The sequence below is a fragment of the Sphingomonas flavalba genome (assembly GCF_047553045.1).
Lineage (GTDB): Bacteria > Pseudomonadota > Alphaproteobacteria > Sphingomonadales > Sphingomonadaceae > Sphingomonas_L > Sphingomonas_L flavalba_A.
In genome coordinates this window covers 2,217,147-2,232,809 of the sequence record NZ_CP180208.1, presented here as the reverse complement: position 1 = coordinate 2,232,809, position 15,663 = coordinate 2,217,147, and the positions used below count along the sequence as shown (strand labels likewise).

At 68.5% G+C, this 15,663-nt stretch carries 14 protein-coding genes and 1 tRNA gene; 11 read left to right on the top strand and 4 right to left on the bottom strand.

From position 1 onward, the window contains the following. Positions 1 to 1,371 (bottom strand): DUF4139 domain-containing protein, encoded by a 1,371-nt coding sequence (locus ACMT1E_RS10720; RefSeq protein ID WP_414900173.1) that lies wholly within the window; start codon positions 1,369 to 1,371, stop codon positions 1 to 3. 191 nt (positions 1,372 to 1,562) lie between these two features. Here ACMT1E_RS10720 and ACMT1E_RS10715 point away from each other — a divergent pair, with 191 nt between their 5' ends. From ACMT1E_RS10715 to ACMT1E_RS10705, 3 genes are read left to right on the top strand one after another with little or no spacing between them, the layout of a single operon-like run. Further along, on the top strand, positions 1,563 to 2,123 hold the full coding sequence (locus ACMT1E_RS10715) for an NADPH-dependent FMN reductase (protein WP_414900171.1): 561 nt from the start codon (positions 1,563 to 1,565) through the stop codon (positions 2,121 to 2,123). Then, the gene (locus ACMT1E_RS10710; RefSeq protein ID WP_414900170.1) at positions 2,120 to 2,554 is read left to right on the top strand and encodes an OsmC family protein; all 435 of its coding nucleotides are present in this window, start codon (positions 2,120 to 2,122) and stop codon (positions 2,552 to 2,554) included. The genes ACMT1E_RS10715 and ACMT1E_RS10710 overlap by 4 nt, the downstream gene beginning before the upstream one ends. Next, complete coding sequence (locus ACMT1E_RS10705; protein ID WP_414900168.1) at positions 2,547 to 2,867, top strand: DNA-binding protein; 321 nt, start codon at positions 2,547 to 2,549, stop codon at positions 2,865 to 2,867. The genes ACMT1E_RS10710 and ACMT1E_RS10705 overlap by 8 nt, the downstream gene beginning before the upstream one ends. A 40-nt stretch (positions 2,868 to 2,907) precedes the next feature. Here the strand turns inward: ACMT1E_RS10705 and ACMT1E_RS10700 are convergent, their stop codons facing one another. Together ACMT1E_RS10700 and ACMT1E_RS10695 are read right to left on the bottom strand one after the other, a co-directional pair. Next, positions 2,908 to 3,138 carry a hypothetical protein gene (locus ACMT1E_RS10700; protein ID WP_414900167.1) on the bottom strand — a complete coding sequence of 77 codons (231 nt, stop codon included), beginning with the start codon at positions 3,136 to 3,138 and terminating at the stop codon, positions 2,908 to 2,910. A gap of 32 nt (positions 3,139 to 3,170) precedes the next feature. After that, positions 3,171 to 4,745, bottom strand: coding sequence for an aldehyde dehydrogenase (NADP(+)) (locus ACMT1E_RS10695; protein WP_414900166.1), 1,575 nt, complete (start codon positions 4,743 to 4,745; stop codon positions 3,171 to 3,173). 310 nt (positions 4,746 to 5,055) lie between these two features. Between ACMT1E_RS10695 and ACMT1E_RS10690 the strand changes: the two genes are divergently transcribed. The 4 genes from ACMT1E_RS10690 (at position 5,056) to ACMT1E_RS10675 (ending at position 9,771) form a co-directional block, all read left to right on the top strand. Beyond that, positions 5,056 to 5,706 carry a peptidylprolyl isomerase gene (locus ACMT1E_RS10690; protein ID WP_414900165.1) on the top strand — a complete coding sequence of 217 codons (651 nt, stop codon included), beginning with the start codon at positions 5,056 to 5,058 and terminating at the stop codon, positions 5,704 to 5,706. A 40-nt stretch (positions 5,707 to 5,746) separates the two neighbouring features. Further along, positions 5,747 to 6,154 carry a hypothetical protein gene (locus ACMT1E_RS10685; RefSeq protein WP_414900164.1) on the top strand — a complete coding sequence of 136 codons (408 nt, stop codon included), beginning with the start codon at positions 5,747 to 5,749 and terminating at the stop codon, positions 6,152 to 6,154. Between the two features lie 100 nt (positions 6,155 to 6,254). Beyond that, positions 6,255 to 8,276, top strand: coding sequence for a TonB-dependent receptor family protein (locus ACMT1E_RS10680; RefSeq protein WP_414900163.1), 2,022 nt, complete (start codon positions 6,255 to 6,257; stop codon positions 8,274 to 8,276). Positions 8,277 to 8,322: 46 nt separating this feature from the next. Beyond that, a complete protein-coding gene (locus tag ACMT1E_RS10675) occupies positions 8,323 to 9,771 on the top strand; it encodes an AMP nucleosidase (protein ID WP_414900162.1) in 1,449 nt (482 codons plus the stop codon). Positions 9,772 to 9,818: 47 nt separating this feature from the next. On the opposite strand, the gene ACMT1E_RS10670 is transcribed toward ACMT1E_RS10675, so the two are convergent. Then, positions 9,819 to 10,466: a peroxiredoxin gene (locus tag ACMT1E_RS10670; RefSeq protein ID WP_414900160.1), complete on the bottom strand. Its 648-nt coding sequence runs from the start codon at positions 10,464 to 10,466 to the stop codon at positions 9,819 to 9,821. 187 nt (positions 10,467 to 10,653) lie between these two features. Here ACMT1E_RS10670 and recJ point away from each other — a divergent pair, with 187 nt between their 5' ends. The 4 genes from recJ (at position 10,654) to ACMT1E_RS10650 (ending at position 15,564) form a co-directional block, all read left to right on the top strand. Further along, entirely contained in the window at positions 10,654 to 12,423 is a 1,770-nt protein-coding gene (gene recJ / locus ACMT1E_RS10665) for a single-stranded-DNA-specific exonuclease RecJ (protein WP_414900159.1), read from the top strand. Between the two features lie 50 nt (positions 12,424 to 12,473). Beyond that, a tRNA-Glu gene (locus ACMT1E_RS10660) sits at positions 12,474 to 12,548 on the top strand. 303 nt (positions 12,549 to 12,851) lie between these two features. After that, a complete protein-coding gene (locus tag ACMT1E_RS10655; protein WP_414900158.1) occupies positions 12,852 to 14,807 on the top strand; it encodes a TonB-dependent receptor plug domain-containing protein in 1,956 nt (651 codons plus the stop codon). An 88-nt stretch (positions 14,808 to 14,895) separates the two neighbouring features. Continuing rightward, entirely contained in the window at positions 14,896 to 15,564 is a 669-nt protein-coding gene (locus ACMT1E_RS10650; protein ID WP_414900156.1) for an alpha/beta family hydrolase, read from the top strand. The last annotated feature ends 99 nt before the right edge of the window (positions 15,565 to 15,663 follow it).

The window sequence follows — 15,663 nt, the reverse complement described above, 5'->3', positions numbered from 1 at the left end:
TCAGTAGCGCGTGTCGAAGGTCGCGGTCAGTTCGGCCGATCCGTTGGCGGGCACCGGCACTTTCCATTCGACGCGGTCGGCCGACACCCGGTCGCCGGGCAGGCTCTGCGCCTCGATCCGCGCGTCGCCCCACAGGCCGGTTTGCGCCAGATCGACGGTCACCGCGTCCGGCCGGGCGTTGGTCAGCGTATAGCGCATCCGGGTACGCCAGCGGCGGCTGGACAGGCGGGTCCGCTCCTCGACCACCGTCTTGACCTTGACGTCGAACGCCTCGCCGGTGCGTACCGCCATGCTTGACCCCATCGGCGTATGGTCGATGCGGTTTTCGCCGATGAACTGCGGATTGCCGCGCGCGTCGCGCAGGTAGACCCGCACCGTACCCGCCGGCAACTGATCGCCAAGCCCGCCCTGCGCGGAGGTGGAGAATTTGTACGCGGTCACCGCGCTGCGCGGCTGGTCGTTGCTGCCCAGCCAGCCGTTGACGAACTCATAGGCCTTGCGCGCCGGCGCACCCTTCACGTCGAGGAAGCTGACCTGCTTCTGCTGGGCGTTGGCGATCGTCGTGCGTTCTTTCAGCGGGTAGAGGTAGTAATCACCCAGCCGCTCACGCGTGCCGCTTTCGGTGCCGGCCTCCTCCAGGCTGTCGACCGGCATCGGGCGAACCATGCGGCGGGTGTTGCCGCTGTTGACGTTGCCGGCGACCAGCAGCGTATCCGCGCGGGCGAAGGTGGTGCCGGTGTTGTTGGTCAGCGTGACCCAGCCCTGCATGTCGATCGTGCCCCTGCCCTCGTCGAACAGGGCGACATAGTCGCTGGTCCAGCCGAGGCCGGGGGTCAGGTAGGACAGGCGGGCCGGGACGGTTTCGGCACGGGCGGCGTCGATCGTCACCGACAGCGTCGGGCGCGCGCGCAGATTGTCCGGCACCTTGTCGAATACGACGCGGACCGGCAGGCCGTCGTCGCGCAGCACCTCGATCCGCTGGCCGATCTGCAGCACGATGCCGCCGTTGGCGGCCAGCACCTTCGCCTGCTCGCGGGTTTCGGCGCCGGTCGCCGGGTTGGTGCGGACGATGGTGATCGTCTGGCCGACCGCCTTTTCCATCAGCTTGTCGGGCGACAGCAGGTCGAAATCGAAATTCTGTTCGACAATGGCGATGCCGGCGCCGGCGAGGGTGACGGTTTCCGGCCGGATCTGGGCGGAAACGTCCGGAAATTCCTGGCGCGACCGCCCGGCGGCGACGCTCAACTGGCGGGTATCCTGCACCAGCGCCAGATTGTTGTTATAGATGGTGACCGACAGGTCGCCCTGTCCGGACTGGGCGAGAACCGGCGCGGACAGCCCCGCCAGCAACAGCATCAGTCGGTATCGCATCGTCGTCCCCGTATTCCTGCGCCGCGGGCAGAATGACCAAATCGCATCGGCTTGCCTAGCGTAGATTGCACCGCATGCGAACGGATCGGCCGCCCGGCATGGCGCCGGCGGAACGAGGCACTATATGGGAAGCGGTATTGTGGATGACGGGCGGCGCCCCGGCCGGGGCGCACGGAGCGGAGGAGTCGGGCGTGGTTTCAATCGTCGGCGTGTCGGGCAGCCTCAGGCGGCATTCGTTCAACGGCGGCTTGCTGCGGGCGGCGGCGAAGGCCGTGCCCGCCGGTGTCACTTTGACGACCGCATCGATCGCCGGGGTGCCGCTTTACAACGCCGATGACGAGGCGGCGAACGGCATTCCCGCCGCCGTCGCGGCGCTGAAGGATGCGATTGCCGCCGCCGACGGCGTGCTGCTGGTCACGCCGGAATACAACAATGGCATTCCCGGCGTGTTCAAGAACGCGATCGACTGGGCGTCCCGCCCCGCCGACGACACCGGCCGGGTGTTCGGCGGCAAGCCGGTCGCGGTGATCGGCGCCTCGCCCGGCGGGTTCGGTACGCTGCTCGCGCAGGATTCGTGGTTGAGCGTTCTGCGCACCCTGGGCACCCGCCCATGGTTCGAGGGGCGGCTGCTCGTTTCCCGCGCCGGGGCCGCCTTTGACGCCGATGGCAATCTGACCGACGATACGGTGGCGGAACGGCTGCGCGGGTTCCTCGCCGGGTTCGCGGCGTTCGTGGAAAGGAACGGACAATGAGCGACAGGGTCAGCGCCCGCGTTTCCGAGAATGGCGACAGCGTGTTCAGCGTGCGGGTGGATGCCGGCGGCATTGCCTTTGTCGGCGACGAGCCGGTGGCGATGGGCGGTGGCGGCCTTGGCCCCAACCCTTATGAACTGCTGAGCGCCGCGCTGGCCGAATGCACCGCGATGACGATCCGCTGGTACGCCCGGCAGCAGGGCTGGCCGGTCGAGCATGTCGCGGTGGAGGTGACCCATGAAAAAGGCCCGATCGAGGGGCAGGCACGCCCCGGCGACATATTCCACAAGACGGTGGCGATCCGCGGCGATGCGTTGAATGAGGAGCAACGCCGGCGGCTGATCGATGTCGCGGCGAAATGCCCGGTTCACCGCACGCTGGAAGCCACGCCGGTGATCACCACCAGCGCGGCGGAGACGGTCGATGGTTGAGCCGGCCGATCACCCGGTAACCGGCGCGCAGTGCCGGGCGGCGCGCGCGCTGGTCGAATGGCCGCGTGATCATGTCGCCGGGCAGGCGCGCATTCCCGTTGCCGCGCTCGCCGATTTCGAAGCGGGCACCGGCGCACTAGACGATGAGGCGCTTCGCCGGTTGCGCCAGGTGCTGGAATCGGGCGGCGCCGTGTTCATCGCGGAAAACGGCGGCGGCGGCATCGGCGTTCGCCTGCGTTTCAGCAGCGGCGACGTCCGTGTTCTCAACAAGTGGGAAGGCGAAGGCGGACAGGTCGGCGACGACGACGTCTAGGCCCGCCCCCGGATAAGGGTTCAGCGCCCGGCCGTTGCCGTCAGTTGGTCACCGCGCGGCTGAAGCGGCGGCTGACCCGGTCTTCAAGCCGGTCGGCCAGCGAGCGCCGGATCGGCTGGCCGGACAGCAGCTTGCGCCAGGTATTGTAGCTGATCCCGAACTGGGCCTGCAGAGTTTCGTCGGTCTGGCCGGTGCAGTTGTCGACCATGTGGTCCACCACCGCCGGGTCCACCGCGCGAACCGCCCGCCCCCCGGAGCCGCCAGCCTTCATGTTTCTCTCCCTCATGCGCCCTTCGCGCTCTGTCAGTTCACGAAATCGTGCGGAACGGTGCTGCCGTCGCGCAGCGCGTCGGGCAGCAGCGCCTGCGGCATGTCCTGGTAGCAGACCGGGCGCAGGAAACGGCGGATCGCCAGCGTCCCGACCGAGGTTGACCCCCCGTCCGACGTCGCCGGGAACGGGCCGCCATGAACCATCGCGGGGCTGACCTCGACACCGGTGCCGAAGCCGTTGACCAGCACCCGACCGGCCTTTTCCTCCAGCACCGGCAGCAGCGCCCGCGCCGCCGGCAGGTCGGCATCGGCCAGGTGGAGCGCAATGGTCAGTTGCCCCTCCATCGCCGTGATGATCCCCCGGAGCATTGTCATGTCCGGCACCCGGACGAGCACCGAGCACGGCCCGAACGTCTCTTCCTGAAGCCGTGGGTCGGCAAGAAAGCTGTCGGCATCGGTCTCGAACAGCGCGGCCTGCGCCTGATGCGGGCCGGACGGGGCGCCGCCGCGGACCAGCGTCGCCACCGCGGAATGGCCGGCAAACACGCCGACCTGCCGTTCATAGGCGGCGTGGATGCCGGCGGTCAGCATCGTCTGCGCGCCGCTTTCCGCCAGTTTGGCGCGGGCGCCGGCGATGAAAGCATCGACCCCCGGCCCGTCGAGCGCGAGGATGACGCCGGGGTTGGTGCAGAACTGGCCGGCGCCGAGCTGGACGGCGGCGGCGAACGCTTCGCCGATCGCCGCACCGCGCTCGGCGAGGGCGCCGGGGAACAGCAGCACCGGGTTGACGCTGCTCATTTCCGCATAGACCGGGATCGGCTGATGCCGCGCCGCCGCTGTCGCCATCAGCGCGAGGCCGCCGGCGCGCGATCCGGTGAAACCGACCGCCTTGATCCGCGGATCGTTGACCAGCGCCTGGCCGATCGCGTTGCCCGGCCCCTGAAGCAGCGAGAACACGCCTTCGTGCAGGCCGCAGGCCGCGACCGCGTCACGGATCGCGCCGCCGATCAGCGCCGATGTGCCGGGATGCGCCGGGTGAGCACGGACGACCACCGGGCAGCCGGCAGCCAGCGCGGAGGCGGTGTCGCCACCGGCGACGGAAAAGGCGAGCGGGAAGTTCGACGCGCCGAACACCGCCACCGGTCCGATCGCGATGTTACGCAGACGCAGGTCGACGCGGGGCAGCGGCTTGCGGTCCGGCTGCGCCGGGGCGATGCGTGCGTCGAGCCAGGTGCCGGAGCGGACGAGTTCGGCGAACAGACGCAACTGGCCGACGGTTCGGCCGCGTTCGCCCTCGACGCGGGGCCGGGGTAGGCCGCTTTCCGCCATGACCCGTTCGATCAGCGCATCGTCGAGCTTCAGGATGTTGTCGGCGATGGTTTCGAGAAAGGCCGCGCGGTCGGCGAGGCTGGTTTCGCGGTAGGGTATCAGCGCCGCGTCAGCGAGGGCGCAGGCCCGTTCGACATCGGCAGCGGTGGCACCGCCGAACACCGGGTCGAGCGCCTCGCCGGTGGCGGGGTTGACCGCGCGCAGCGATTCTCCGCCGCCGGTGACCGGCGTGGCGCCGATCAGCATTTCGCCAGTGAGCGGGGCATTTCCGGACGCCATAAAAACCCTTTCAATCTGGAAAGGCCTCGCCGGGGTCGGCGCGGCCCAGCCTCCCGCCACCGGGTTTCGCCGGCACAACCGGGCCGTGCCGCGAACACGCGGCGCGCCGGTCTGCGTGACGATCCTGAATCCCGGTTGGACGGGAGATTCGCGATTATCGTATACGATATTGTCCCTAACCGTCCAGTCCGGCCGGATGATTTTGTGCTGAGAGAAATAATATATCATGATTATGGATGTATCAACCGGGTGCGGCAGCGATGCGAAAAGCGCGCCTCCCATCCGGCGTATGATCGCCTAGACTAGCGCGATGACCCGCCGATTCGCCGCATTCGCCCTGATCCTCGTTCTCGCCGCGCCGGCTTTCGCCCAGGATGGTGCGCCGGTGCCGGAACCGGCCCCGCCGCCGCCCGCCGAGACGGTCGCGGTGGTGCTGGAAACCAGCGCGGGCGCGATTACCCTGGCACTGGAGAAGGAGCGGGCGCCAGTCACCACCGCCAATTTCCTGCGCTATGTCGACCAGAAGAAACTGGACGGGACGACATTCTACCGCGCGGTCAACGTCGCGGCGGATTTCGGCCTGATCCAGGGCGGGACGATCGGCGAGGCGAAGCGGACGCTGCCGCCGATCGCGCATGAGCCGACCAGCGCCACCGGCCTGACCCACGCAGACGGCACGATTTCGATGGCGCGAGCCGAACCGGGCACCGCCGCCGGCGATTTCTTCATCACCGTCGGCGACATGCCGTCGATGGATGCGGACCCCAGCCAGCCCGGCGACAATGCCGGCTATGCCGCGTTCGGCCATGTCGTCGCCGGCATGGACGTGGTGCGCGGCATCCTGGCGGCGCCGACATCGCCGACCGAGGGCGAAGGATCGATGATCGGCCAGATGCTGGCGCCGCGCATCACCATCCTGTCGGCGCGGCGGGCGGTGCCGGTGCCGCCGCCGGTGCGCTGACCGTCGACAAGCGCCCGGCGACGGCCTAAGGGCGCGGGCCATGCGGGGATGGTCACAGCGGATGAGCGAAGCGCGCGCCGGGCTGGCGCCGCTGCTCGTCGTCCTCGCCCTGCTGCTGCGCGTGATGATCCCGGCCGGCTGGATGCCGATGGCCGGCGGCGGTTACGCGATCACCCTGTGTACCGGCATGGGTGCGGTATCCGCCTGGGTCGACGCCGACGGGCAGATCCACAAGGACAAGCCGCCGATCGATTCGCGCAGCAACGGCCACTGCATCTTCGCCGGATTCGCCGCCGCGCTGACCCTGCCCGACGCGCTCGCCATGCCGGTGATGCCGATGGCGATCGCCGCCGCGTTGCTGCCCGTCGCCCTGTTCGACGGCGGAGCGATCGGCCGCGGCCTTGCCGCCCCGCCGCCGCCGCCGACCGGCCCGCCCCACCGCCTCTGAACCGTCGCTGTGCCGGCCCGAACCCCGTTCGGGCGGCGCGGCTGTTTGTTGAGAGGCGAACGCCCGGCCGGGCGCTCGCCCGGTTCGAGGTCTTTCCATCATGCAGATCACCACCCGTCTGGCGGGCGGCGCCTTCGCGTCCGTACTCGCCCTGTCCGTCTCCCTGACCCTGTCCACCCCCGCCCGCGCCGAAAGCGAAGCGGATGCGCCGACGATCGTCGTCACCGCGCAGGACGCGATCGACGATGCCCGCGCCACGCTGGCGCTCCGCCCCGGTGGCGCCAATCTGGTCGGTGCCGCCAGCTTCGCCGACACGGTCGCGGTGTCGCTGCGCGACGCACTGGCCTTTTCCCCCGGCGTCTACGCCCAGCCCCGCTTCGGGCAGGAGGTGCGGCTGTCGATCCGCGGGTCCGGGATCAGCCGTGGCTACCATATGCGCGGCCTGACCCTGTTGCAGGACGGAATCCCGATCAACCTGGCCGATGACAACGGCGATTTTCAGGAGCTTGATCCGCAGGTTTTCCAGCATATCGAGGTCTATCGCGGCGCTAATGCGCTGCGGCTGGGCGGATCAACGCTGGGCGGCGCGATCAACGTGGTGACGCCAACCGGCCGCACCGCCCCCGCTGCCGAGTTGCGGATCGACGGCGGCAGTTTCGCCACCGTCCGTGCCAAGGCGGCGGCGGCCTTCGCCACCGCGCGGGGCGACGCCTATCTGGCGCTGACCACCGACCATTCCGACGGCGACCGCGTCCATGCCGGCCGGCACGCGGTGCGTTTCAACGGCAATGCCGGGCTGCGGCTGGGCGAGCGGGTGGAGACGCGCTTCTACGCCACGCTTAGCCATATCCGTCAGAATCTGCCGGGGGCGCTGACCCTCGGCCAGGCGCTGACCACGCCGGCGCTGTCGCTGCCCGACAATATTGTGAAAGACCAGGAGCGCGACATTGATTCGCTGCGGTTGCAGAACCGCACCGTGATTTCGCTCGACAATGGCGCGATTGCATTCGGCGCCTTCTACAACGCCAAGCAGCTGTATCACCCGATCTTCCAGCTGCTTGACCAGAAGGCGCGGGACCGCGGCGTGTTCGCCAGCCTTGATCTGGACGGGCAACTCGGCGGCGTCGATGTCGCGTTGACGCTGGGCAGTCAGGCGCGGTTCGGCACGGTCGCGGCGCGGCAGTATCTGAACGTCGGCGGCAAGCGCGGCGCCCAGACCGGCGATGCCCGTCAGGCGGCGCGGACGATCAACAGCTATGGCGAATTGCGGGTCACGCCAGTCGACGGGCTGACCCTGATCGCCGGGGGCATCCACAGCCACGGCCGGCGGGCGGTCGACAACCGGCTGAACCCGGCGATGAGCGATGCGCGCAGTTATGACCTGTTCGCGCCCAAATTCGGGGTGCTGTGGGCGCCGGGGGACGCGGTGCAGGTGTATGCCAACTACGCCCGATCGGTCGAGCTGCCCGGGTTTCTGGAACTGGTCCAGCAGCCGGTGCAGGGCTTTGTGCCGATCGACGCGCAGCGGGCCTGGACGGCGGAGATCGGCACGCGCGGCCATGCCGGCATCGCCCGCTGGGACATCAGCCTTTATCGCGCCAATGTGCGCGGCGAGATGCTGCAATTCCTCGTCACGCCGGACGTGCCGGCCGCGACCTTCAACGCCGGGCGGACCCGCCATCAGGGCATCGAGGCCGGGCTTGAGCTGGCGCTGGCGCCGTGGGCGCGGTTGCGGCAGGTGTACCAGTACAATGATTTCCGCTTCCGCGCCGACGCGGCATACGGCGACAATCGCCTGCCGGTGGTTCCGCGCCACCAGTACCGTGCCGAATTGCGGCTGGGGACCGACCGGCTGAGCCTGTCGCCGAACATCGAGTGGATGCCGCGCGGCGGCTGGGCGGATTATGCGAATAGCGTCCGCGCGCCGGGCTATGCGCTGTTCGGGCTGGGCGCTGAGGCGGTGCTGCGCGACGGCATCACCCTGTTCGTCGACGCGCGCAACCTGACCGGCAAGAAGGCGGTCGGCGACATTTCGGCGGTGATCGCCGCCGATGCCGGCACCGTCGCCTTCTATCCGGTTGAACGGCGGGCGTTTTACGGCGGGCTGCGCGCGTCTTTCTGAACCCGCATCGCTTGAGCCTGTCACACGGGAGGGGTAGAGGCTGGTCATGACGGAACAGACCAGCCAGACCATCCTCGACCAGCTCAGCCGCATCTATGACGAGGCGGTGGCGGCGTTGCGGGAGGCGATCGAGGCGTTTGTCGCGCACGGCGAACGCCCCGATCCCACCCGCCGCGCCGCCGGCATCTTCGCCTACCCGGAATTGCGGATCACCTATCGCGGCGAGGCGCCGGTGCCGCCGCCGCTGCGCGCGTTCGGCCGGCTGACCGCGCCGGGGCGCTACACGACCACCGTCACCCGCCCGGAGTTGTTCCGCGCCTATTTGTCCGAACAGATCGCCCTGCTGATCGACGGTTACGGCGTGTCGGTGGAGGTCGGGCGCAGCAACCAGGAAATTCCGTTCCCCTATGTGCTGGACCCGGGGCACGAACTGGCGCTGGACGGGGTGGAGCCGACCGAGCTGGCGCGCTGGTTCCCGGCGACGGAGCTGGCCTATATCGGCGACGAGGTAGCCGACGGCACGTTCAGCGGCGATGACGGCGCGCCCCGCCCGCTGGCGCTGTTCGACGGGCTGCGCACCGATTTTTCGCTTGCCCGGCTGCGCCATTACACCGGCACGCCGCCGGAGCATGTTCAGCGCTATGTGCTGTTCACCAATTACCACCGCTATGTCGACGAATTCGTCCGTTGGGCCTGCGCCGAGCTGAAAGGCAATGACCGCTATGTCGCGCTGTCCGGTGCCGGTGGCCTGTATGTCACCCGCGAGGATGCCGACCCGGAGCGGGTGATTTCGGACAGCGCCTGGCGGCGGCACCAGATGCCGGCCTATCACCTGATCGCGCCGGACCGGTCCGGGATCAGCCTGGTCAACATCGGCGTCGGCCCGTCCAACGCCAAGACGATTACCGACCATATGGCGGTGGTGCGGCCGGAAGCCTGGTTGATGATCGGCCATTGCGGCGGGCTGCGCCCCAGCCAGCGGATTGGCGATTACGTGCTTGCCCACGCTTATCTGCGCGACGACCATGTGCTGGACGAAATGCTGCCGCCCGAAATCCCGGTGCCGGCGATTGCCGAGGTGCAGCAGGCGCTGGCCCGCGCGGCCGAAACGGTTTCGGGCGAGACGCCGGAGGCGTTGAAGCGGCGGTTGCGCACCGGCACCATCGTCACCACCGACGACCGCAACTGGGAGCTGCGCTACAGCCGCTCGGCGCTGCGCTTCTCGCAGTCGCGCGCGGTTGGCATCGACATGGAATCGGCGACGATCGCGGCGCAGGGCTATCGCTTCCGCGTGCCATACGGCACGCTGCTTTGCGTATCGGACAAGCCGCTGCACGGCGAACTGAAGCTGCCCGGGCAGGCCAACCGCTTCTACGAGCGGGCGATCAGCGAGCATATGCGGATCGGCATCGAGACCTGCGAAGAGCTGCGCCGCGAGGGCGCCCGCCTGCACAGCCGCAAGCTGCGCGCGTTCAACGAGCCGCCGTTCCGCTAGGCGGTTGGGGAAGCGCCTATGCCGCGCTCCCCCGTTTCCGCTTCGGTTCAGGCCGCGGTCTTGGCGCCCGGCTGGCGGGTGGTGCGCAGATAGGGCTTATGGGTGGTCCACCCGTCCGGGAACAGCTTGCGCGCTTCTTCGTCGGTGACCGAGGGGACGATGATCACGTCCTCACCCTGTTTCCAGTCGGAGGGGGTGGCGACCTTGTGGTTGTCGGTCAGTTGCAGGCTGTCGATCACCCGCAGCAATTCGGGGAAGTTGCGGCCGGTCGACGCCGGGTAGGTCAGCGTCATCCGCAGCTTCTTCGCCGAATCGATGACCAGCACGGTGCGGACGGTGTTGGTATCCGACGCGTTCGGGTGGATCAGGTCGAGCGTAGTGGCGACGCTGCGATCATGGTCGGCGATCAGCGGGTAATTGAGCGCGGTGCCCTGCGTTTCCGCAATGTCCTTCGCCCAGCCATGATGGCTGTCGACCGGGTCGACCGACAGGCCGAGCACCTTGACGCCGCGCTTGTCGAATTCCGGCTTCAACCGGGCGACCGCGCCGAGTTCGGTCGTGCAGACCGGCGTATAGTCCTTCGGGTGGGAGAAGAGGATAACCCAGCTGTCCCCGGCCCATTCGTAGAAATCGAGCTTACCCTCGGTCGAATCCTGGACGAAATTCGGCACGGTATCGGATAATTTAAGCGACACGTCGGTCCTCCTCTTCATGAATGCGGGCGCGGCGCGCGTCGCCATGCGGAGGGCGGCGGCGCAATGGCCACTGCAACTTAACGTAGAATAATCAGGGGGATGTTGGAGGAACGAAATCTATTTCGGCGCAAAGTGGAGGTTGTGGGTGGCGCTTCCACGCGCGGCGATCACCCTCTAGAGGTGGGGAATGTCGCCCGCCCTGAACGTCACGCGATCGATCCTTGGCCAGCCATGGCGCTGGCGCGCCGGTGTCGGCGGCGATGCCGACGCGGATGCCGGCTCCACGTCGGACGATCTTGTCACCCGCCTGCTGCTCAGCCGGGGCTGCCCGCGTGAGGCGGTGGACGCCTACCGCGCGCCCAGCATCCGCGCGTTCATGCCGGACCCGTCGATCTTTCGCGACATGGACAGAGCGGCCGAGCGGCTGGCCGACGCGGTGACGGCGGGCGAAGCGGTTACCGTGTTCGGCGACTATGATGTCGACGGCGCGACATCTGCCGCCCTGCTCGTTCGCCTGCTGCGCGCGCTGGGGCTGGCGCCGGCGGTCTACATCCCCGACCGGCTGATGGAAGGCTATGGCCCGTCGGGCGAGGCGCTGGTCAGAATCGCCGAATGTGGTGCCCGGCTCATCGTCACCGTCGATTGTGGCGCGCAGGCGTTCGAGGCGCTGGCGATGGCGCGGGCCGCCGGCGTCGACGTTGTCGTCGTCGATCATCACAAATGCGCGGCGGCGTTGCCGGAAGCCTATGCGCTGGTCAATCCGAACCGGCTGGATGAGGGGGAGGGCGCCGCCCACGGCCATCTGGCGGCGGTCGGCGTCGCCTTTCTGCTCGGCGCCGCCCTGCTCCGCACCCTGCGTGCGCGGGGGTTTTTCGCGACGCGGGCGGAGCCGAAACTGCTCGACCTGCTCGATCTGGTCGCGCTCGGTACCGTTGCCGACGTCGCGGCGCTGCGTGGCCTGAACCGCGCCTTCGTCGCCCAGGGGCTGAAGGTGATGGCCGGGCGGCGCAACACCGGCCTGGCCGCGCTTGCCGACGCCGCGCGGCTGAACCGCGCGCCGCTGTGCCACGATCTCGGCTTCGCGCTTGGCCCGCGGATCAACGCCGGCGGCCGGGTCGGCAAGTCCGACCTCGGCGTGCGCCTGCTGACCAGCGAGGACCCGGAGGAGGCGCGCGCGATCGCCGCCGAACTCGACCGGCTGAACGAGGAACGCCGCGCGATCGAGGCGGCGGTGCAGGCGGAGGCGGAACAGATGGCGGCGGGCCAGGACAACCGCGCCGTCGCACTGGTCGCCGGACCGGGCTGGCACCCCGGCGTGATCGGCATCGTTGCCGGGCGGCTGAAGGAAAAGCTCGGCCGCCCGGCGATCGTCATCGCGCTCGACGCCGACGGAGTCGGCAAGGGATCGGGCCGTTCGGTCGCGGGAGTCGATCTCGGCGCGGCGGTGCTGGCGGCGAAAGACAGCGGGCTGCTGGCCGCCGGCGGCGGCCATGCGATGGCGGCGGGGCTGACGGTTGCCGCCGACCGGGTCGACGCGCTGGCCGAATTCCTCGACACGCGGCTGGCCGGGGATGTCGCCCGCGCCGGTGACGGACGGGTGCTGCTGCTCGACGCTGTCGTCGCGCCCGGCGGTGTCGCCCCGACGCTGGTCGAGGCGCTGGAAGCGGGCGGCCCCTATGGCATGGGCTGGCCGGCGCCGCGCATCGCCGCCGGGCCGGTCCGCGTGGTCAAGGCCAGCGTCGTCGGCACCGGCCATGTCCGGGCGATCGTTTCCGGCGACGACGGCCGCAGTATCAAGACCGTCGCCTTCCGCGCCGCCGACAACCCGCTCGGCCAGGCGCTGCTCGGCGCACCGCCCGACCGCCGCCTGTGGCTGGCCGGCCGGGCGAAAATCGACGATTGGGGCGCGCGGCCGGCGGCGGAATTGCACCTCGACGATGCCGCATGGCTCGATTGAGCCATTGACCCCCGCGCCCGAACCGAATAACCGCAACCGGCCTTCGGCAAGGCCCCTTCGTCTAGCGGTTAGGACGCGGCCCTTTCACGGCTGAAACACGGGTTCGATTCCCGTAGGGGTCACCAATAATATCAAGGGGTTAGCAGGCATGCGGCCCCAATTTATCAAATATCCGTCAAATATCCGCCCTCGTACGCCCGTGGATGCAGGCGGAACAAAATTCCCGATTCCGCTGGCTGATGGGCTGTTGCCGGTTAAGGACACGGGTGATGGCTGCCGCTAGCGGTCGTTCTGCTTCCGACCGGCCAAGCCCATAAGCAGGTCATCGCGAAAACGTGCCGCATCAATGCGCTTGACCCTGTACCTGCTATAGACTGCATGGGGCGTCGATGATCACGTCCTCCAACGCTCACCCAGCCCGCAAAAATATGTCCCATCGCTTCCATGCCGTCGCCATGGCCGCGGCGTGCACATCCTTCTGGTACGCCCCGGATGTTCACGCCGAGGAAGCGGAGGATGAAGAGGCAGAAGAGATCGTCGTGCAGGCGACGCGGACGGGCCGCCGTGTCCAGGACGAGCCGATTCGGGTCGAGGTGATCGGCCGCGAAGAGATCGAAGAAAAGCTGATGATGACCCCCGGCAACATCTCGATGCTGGTCGCCGAGACGGGGGGCGTGCGCGTGCAGGTGACCTCGCCGTCGCTCGGAGCGTCGAGCATCCGTATGCAGGGCATGAAGGGGCGCTATACCTCGCTGCTCGCCGACGGGCTGCCGCTTTATGGCGGTCAGGCGTCGTCGATCGGTCTCCTGCAGATCGCGCCGACCGATCTGAGCCAGGTTGAGATCATCAAGGGAGCGGCCTCCGCGCTCTATGGGCCCTCGGCGCTCGGCGGCGTCATCAACCTGGTCTCACGACGCCCCGGCGACGAACCCGAAGCGGAACTGCTGGCAAATGTCACGAGCCGCGACGGGCAGGACCTGACCGCCTATGCGGCGACGCCGATCGGTAGCGATTGGGGCGCGTCGATCGTCGGTGGTGTCCACCGCCAGAGCCGGCAGGATATCGACGAAGACGGCTGGGCCGACCTGTCGGGTTATGACCGCTGGACCGTTCGACCCCGACTGTTCTGGAGCGGTGCCGGTGGCGCCAAGCTGTATGCAACGCTGGGCACGATGCACGAGGATCGGCGTGGAGGCACTTTGCCGGGGCGCGTCGCCCCCGACGGCCAGCCTTTCCCCGAAACACAGGATACGCGCCGCCTGGACGGCGGCATTGTCGCTGAAGCGCCGCTGGCGGGGCTCGGCACGCTGCACCTGCGCGCGTCGGCCGTGACGCAGAAGCACGAGCATCGCTATGGCGCCGTGCTCGAAGACGACCGCCACGGCACGATTTTCACCGAGGCATCGCTGGCCGGCCGCTCGGCGGGGACGACCTGGCTCGCGGGTGTCGCCTATCAGCGCGATACCTATCGTTCGGAGACTTTTTCCGGCTTCGACTACAGCTATGACGTGCCGGGCGTTCTCGCGCAGATCGAGCATCAGGCGCTTGACGAACTGACGCTTGCGACGAGCGCGCGGCTCGACTTTCACAGTGAATATGGCACGCGGCTCAGCCCGCGCATTTCCGCGCTCTACAAGCCGGGGGCACTCACGATCCGCGCCTCGCTCGGCCGCGGTTTCTACGCGCCCACGCCGTTCGTCGAGGAAATCGAAGCCGCCGGGCTGTCGCGGCTGGCACCGCTGACGGGGCTACGCGCGGAGACCGCCGATACCGCGTCGTTCGACGTCGGTTATGTATTCGGCCCCTTCGAGACCAATGTCGCGCTGTTCGCGTCGCGGCTCCACGATGCGGTGCGGCTCGAGGAGACGGGCGGCGGCACCGGCGTGCGCCTGATCAACGCCGACGGGATTACGCGCACGCAGGGCGCCGAGCTGTTGCTTCGCTACCGTCGCGGGCCGGTTACCGTCACCGGAAGCTATGTTCATGTCGACGCGACCGAGCCGCGTCCGAGCGGCGCCGGACACAGGATCGTGCCGCTGACCCCGCGCCACACGGCGGGGCTGGTCGCGATGTGGGAGAAGCACGGCCGCGGCCGGATCGGCATCGAGGCCTATTACACCGGCCCGCAGTCGCTCGACGACAACCCGTATCGCACGCGGAGCCGGCCCTATGTCGAATTGGGCATGCTGGGCGAGATCAGCTTCGGCAAAGTCAGCCTGTTCCTCAACGCCGAGAATCTGCTGAACGTGCGCCAGACCCGCTATGAGCCGATACTGCGTCCCGAACGTGCCGCCGATGGCCGGTGGACGGTGGACGCCTGGGCGCCGCTGGACGGATTCACGCTGAATGGGGGCATGCGGTTTCGGTTCGGCCAGCGATCTTGAGGAACGCCTGGGTTGGCTACTGTCTCAGTTTGATATTTGAGCACGCTCAGGTCATTGCGAAGTCCCGATTTCGAGAGGCTCGGTTGAGATGGAGCCACTGAAGATCCTCATTTCTGTCGGCGACGAATGTGTCTCGGGCTTGTTGCTGCGCCCGGCCGAGGCAAAGGCGCTTTACCTGTTCGGTCACGGCGCTGGCGCGGGGATGACTCACAAGAGCATGGTGGCCAACGCCGAGGGGCTCGCGGCGCGCGGCATCGCGACGCTACGCTATCAATTCCTCTACATGGAAAAGGGCGCGAAACGGCCTGATCCGCCCAGGCTCGCGCATGCGGTCGTGCGCGCCGCAGCGGCCCAGGCTGCGCTCCTGGCGCCGGATTTGCCGCTCTTCGCCGGAGGCCGCTCCTTCGGCGGACGCATGACCTCGCAGACGCAGGCGGAAGCGCCCCTGTCCGGCGTGCGCGGCTTGGCGTTTCTGGGCTTTCCGTTGCATCCGGCAGGCAAGCCCGGCGTCGAGCGCGCCCAACATCTCGCGCGCGTGCAGGTACCAATGCTCTTTGTCTCCGGCGCCCGCGATGCACTTGCGGAATTAGACTTGCTGAGGTCCGTTATCGCCGCTCTTGGCGAGCGCGCGACCCTGCGGGTGATTGACCACGCCGATCATGGTTTCAGAGTTCCCGCCAAAAGCGGTCGCACGTCTGCTGATGCGGAGGCTGAAGCGCTGGATGCGCTGGTGGACTGGATCGGGGCTCGCGTTTGAAGGCCTAGGCCGGACGGTCGTTCGCTGGGGTCCGCGCACGATTGCGCCGCCCTCACGAGACGGCGATGCGCCTGCGTTGGGCGCACAGGTCTGCACCGG

What these genes read in the sequence shown, in the direction of transcription:
- ACMT1E_RS10720 (WP_414900173.1), bottom strand. Translation starts at nt 1,371, where the DNA reads ATGCGATACCGACTGATGCTGTTGCTGGCGGGGCTGTCCGCGCCGGTT.
- ACMT1E_RS10710 (WP_414900170.1), top strand. Translation starts at nt 2,120, where the DNA reads ATGAGCGACAGGGTCAGCGCCCGCGTTTCCGAGAATGGCGACAGCGTG.
- ACMT1E_RS10705 (WP_414900168.1), top strand. Translation starts at nt 2,547, where the DNA reads ATGGTTGAGCCGGCCGATCACCCGGTAACCGGCGCGCAGTGCCGGGCG.
- ACMT1E_RS10700 (WP_414900167.1), bottom strand. Translation starts at nt 3,138, where the DNA reads ATGAAGGCTGGCGGCTCCGGGGGGCGGGCGGTTCGCGCGGTGGACCCG.
- ACMT1E_RS10695 (WP_414900166.1), bottom strand. Translation starts at nt 4,745, where the DNA reads ATGGCGTCCGGAAATGCCCCGCTCACTGGCGAAATGCTGATCGGCGCC.
- ACMT1E_RS10690 (WP_414900165.1), top strand. Translation starts at nt 5,056, where the DNA reads ATGACCCGCCGATTCGCCGCATTCGCCCTGATCCTCGTTCTCGCCGCG.
- ACMT1E_RS10685 (WP_414900164.1), top strand. Translation starts at nt 5,747, where the DNA reads ATGCGGGGATGGTCACAGCGGATGAGCGAAGCGCGCGCCGGGCTGGCG.
- ACMT1E_RS10680 (WP_414900163.1), top strand. Translation starts at nt 6,255, where the DNA reads ATGCAGATCACCACCCGTCTGGCGGGCGGCGCCTTCGCGTCCGTACTC.
- ACMT1E_RS10675 (WP_414900162.1), top strand. Translation starts at nt 8,323, where the DNA reads ATGACGGAACAGACCAGCCAGACCATCCTCGACCAGCTCAGCCGCATC.
- recJ (WP_414900159.1), top strand. Translation starts at nt 10,654, where the DNA reads ATGTCGCCCGCCCTGAACGTCACGCGATCGATCCTTGGCCAGCCATGG.
- ACMT1E_RS10655 (WP_414900158.1), top strand. Translation starts at nt 12,852, where the DNA reads ATGTCCCATCGCTTCCATGCCGTCGCCATGGCCGCGGCGTGCACATCC.
- ACMT1E_RS10650 (WP_414900156.1), top strand. Translation starts at nt 14,896, where the DNA reads ATGGAGCCACTGAAGATCCTCATTTCTGTCGGCGACGAATGTGTCTCG.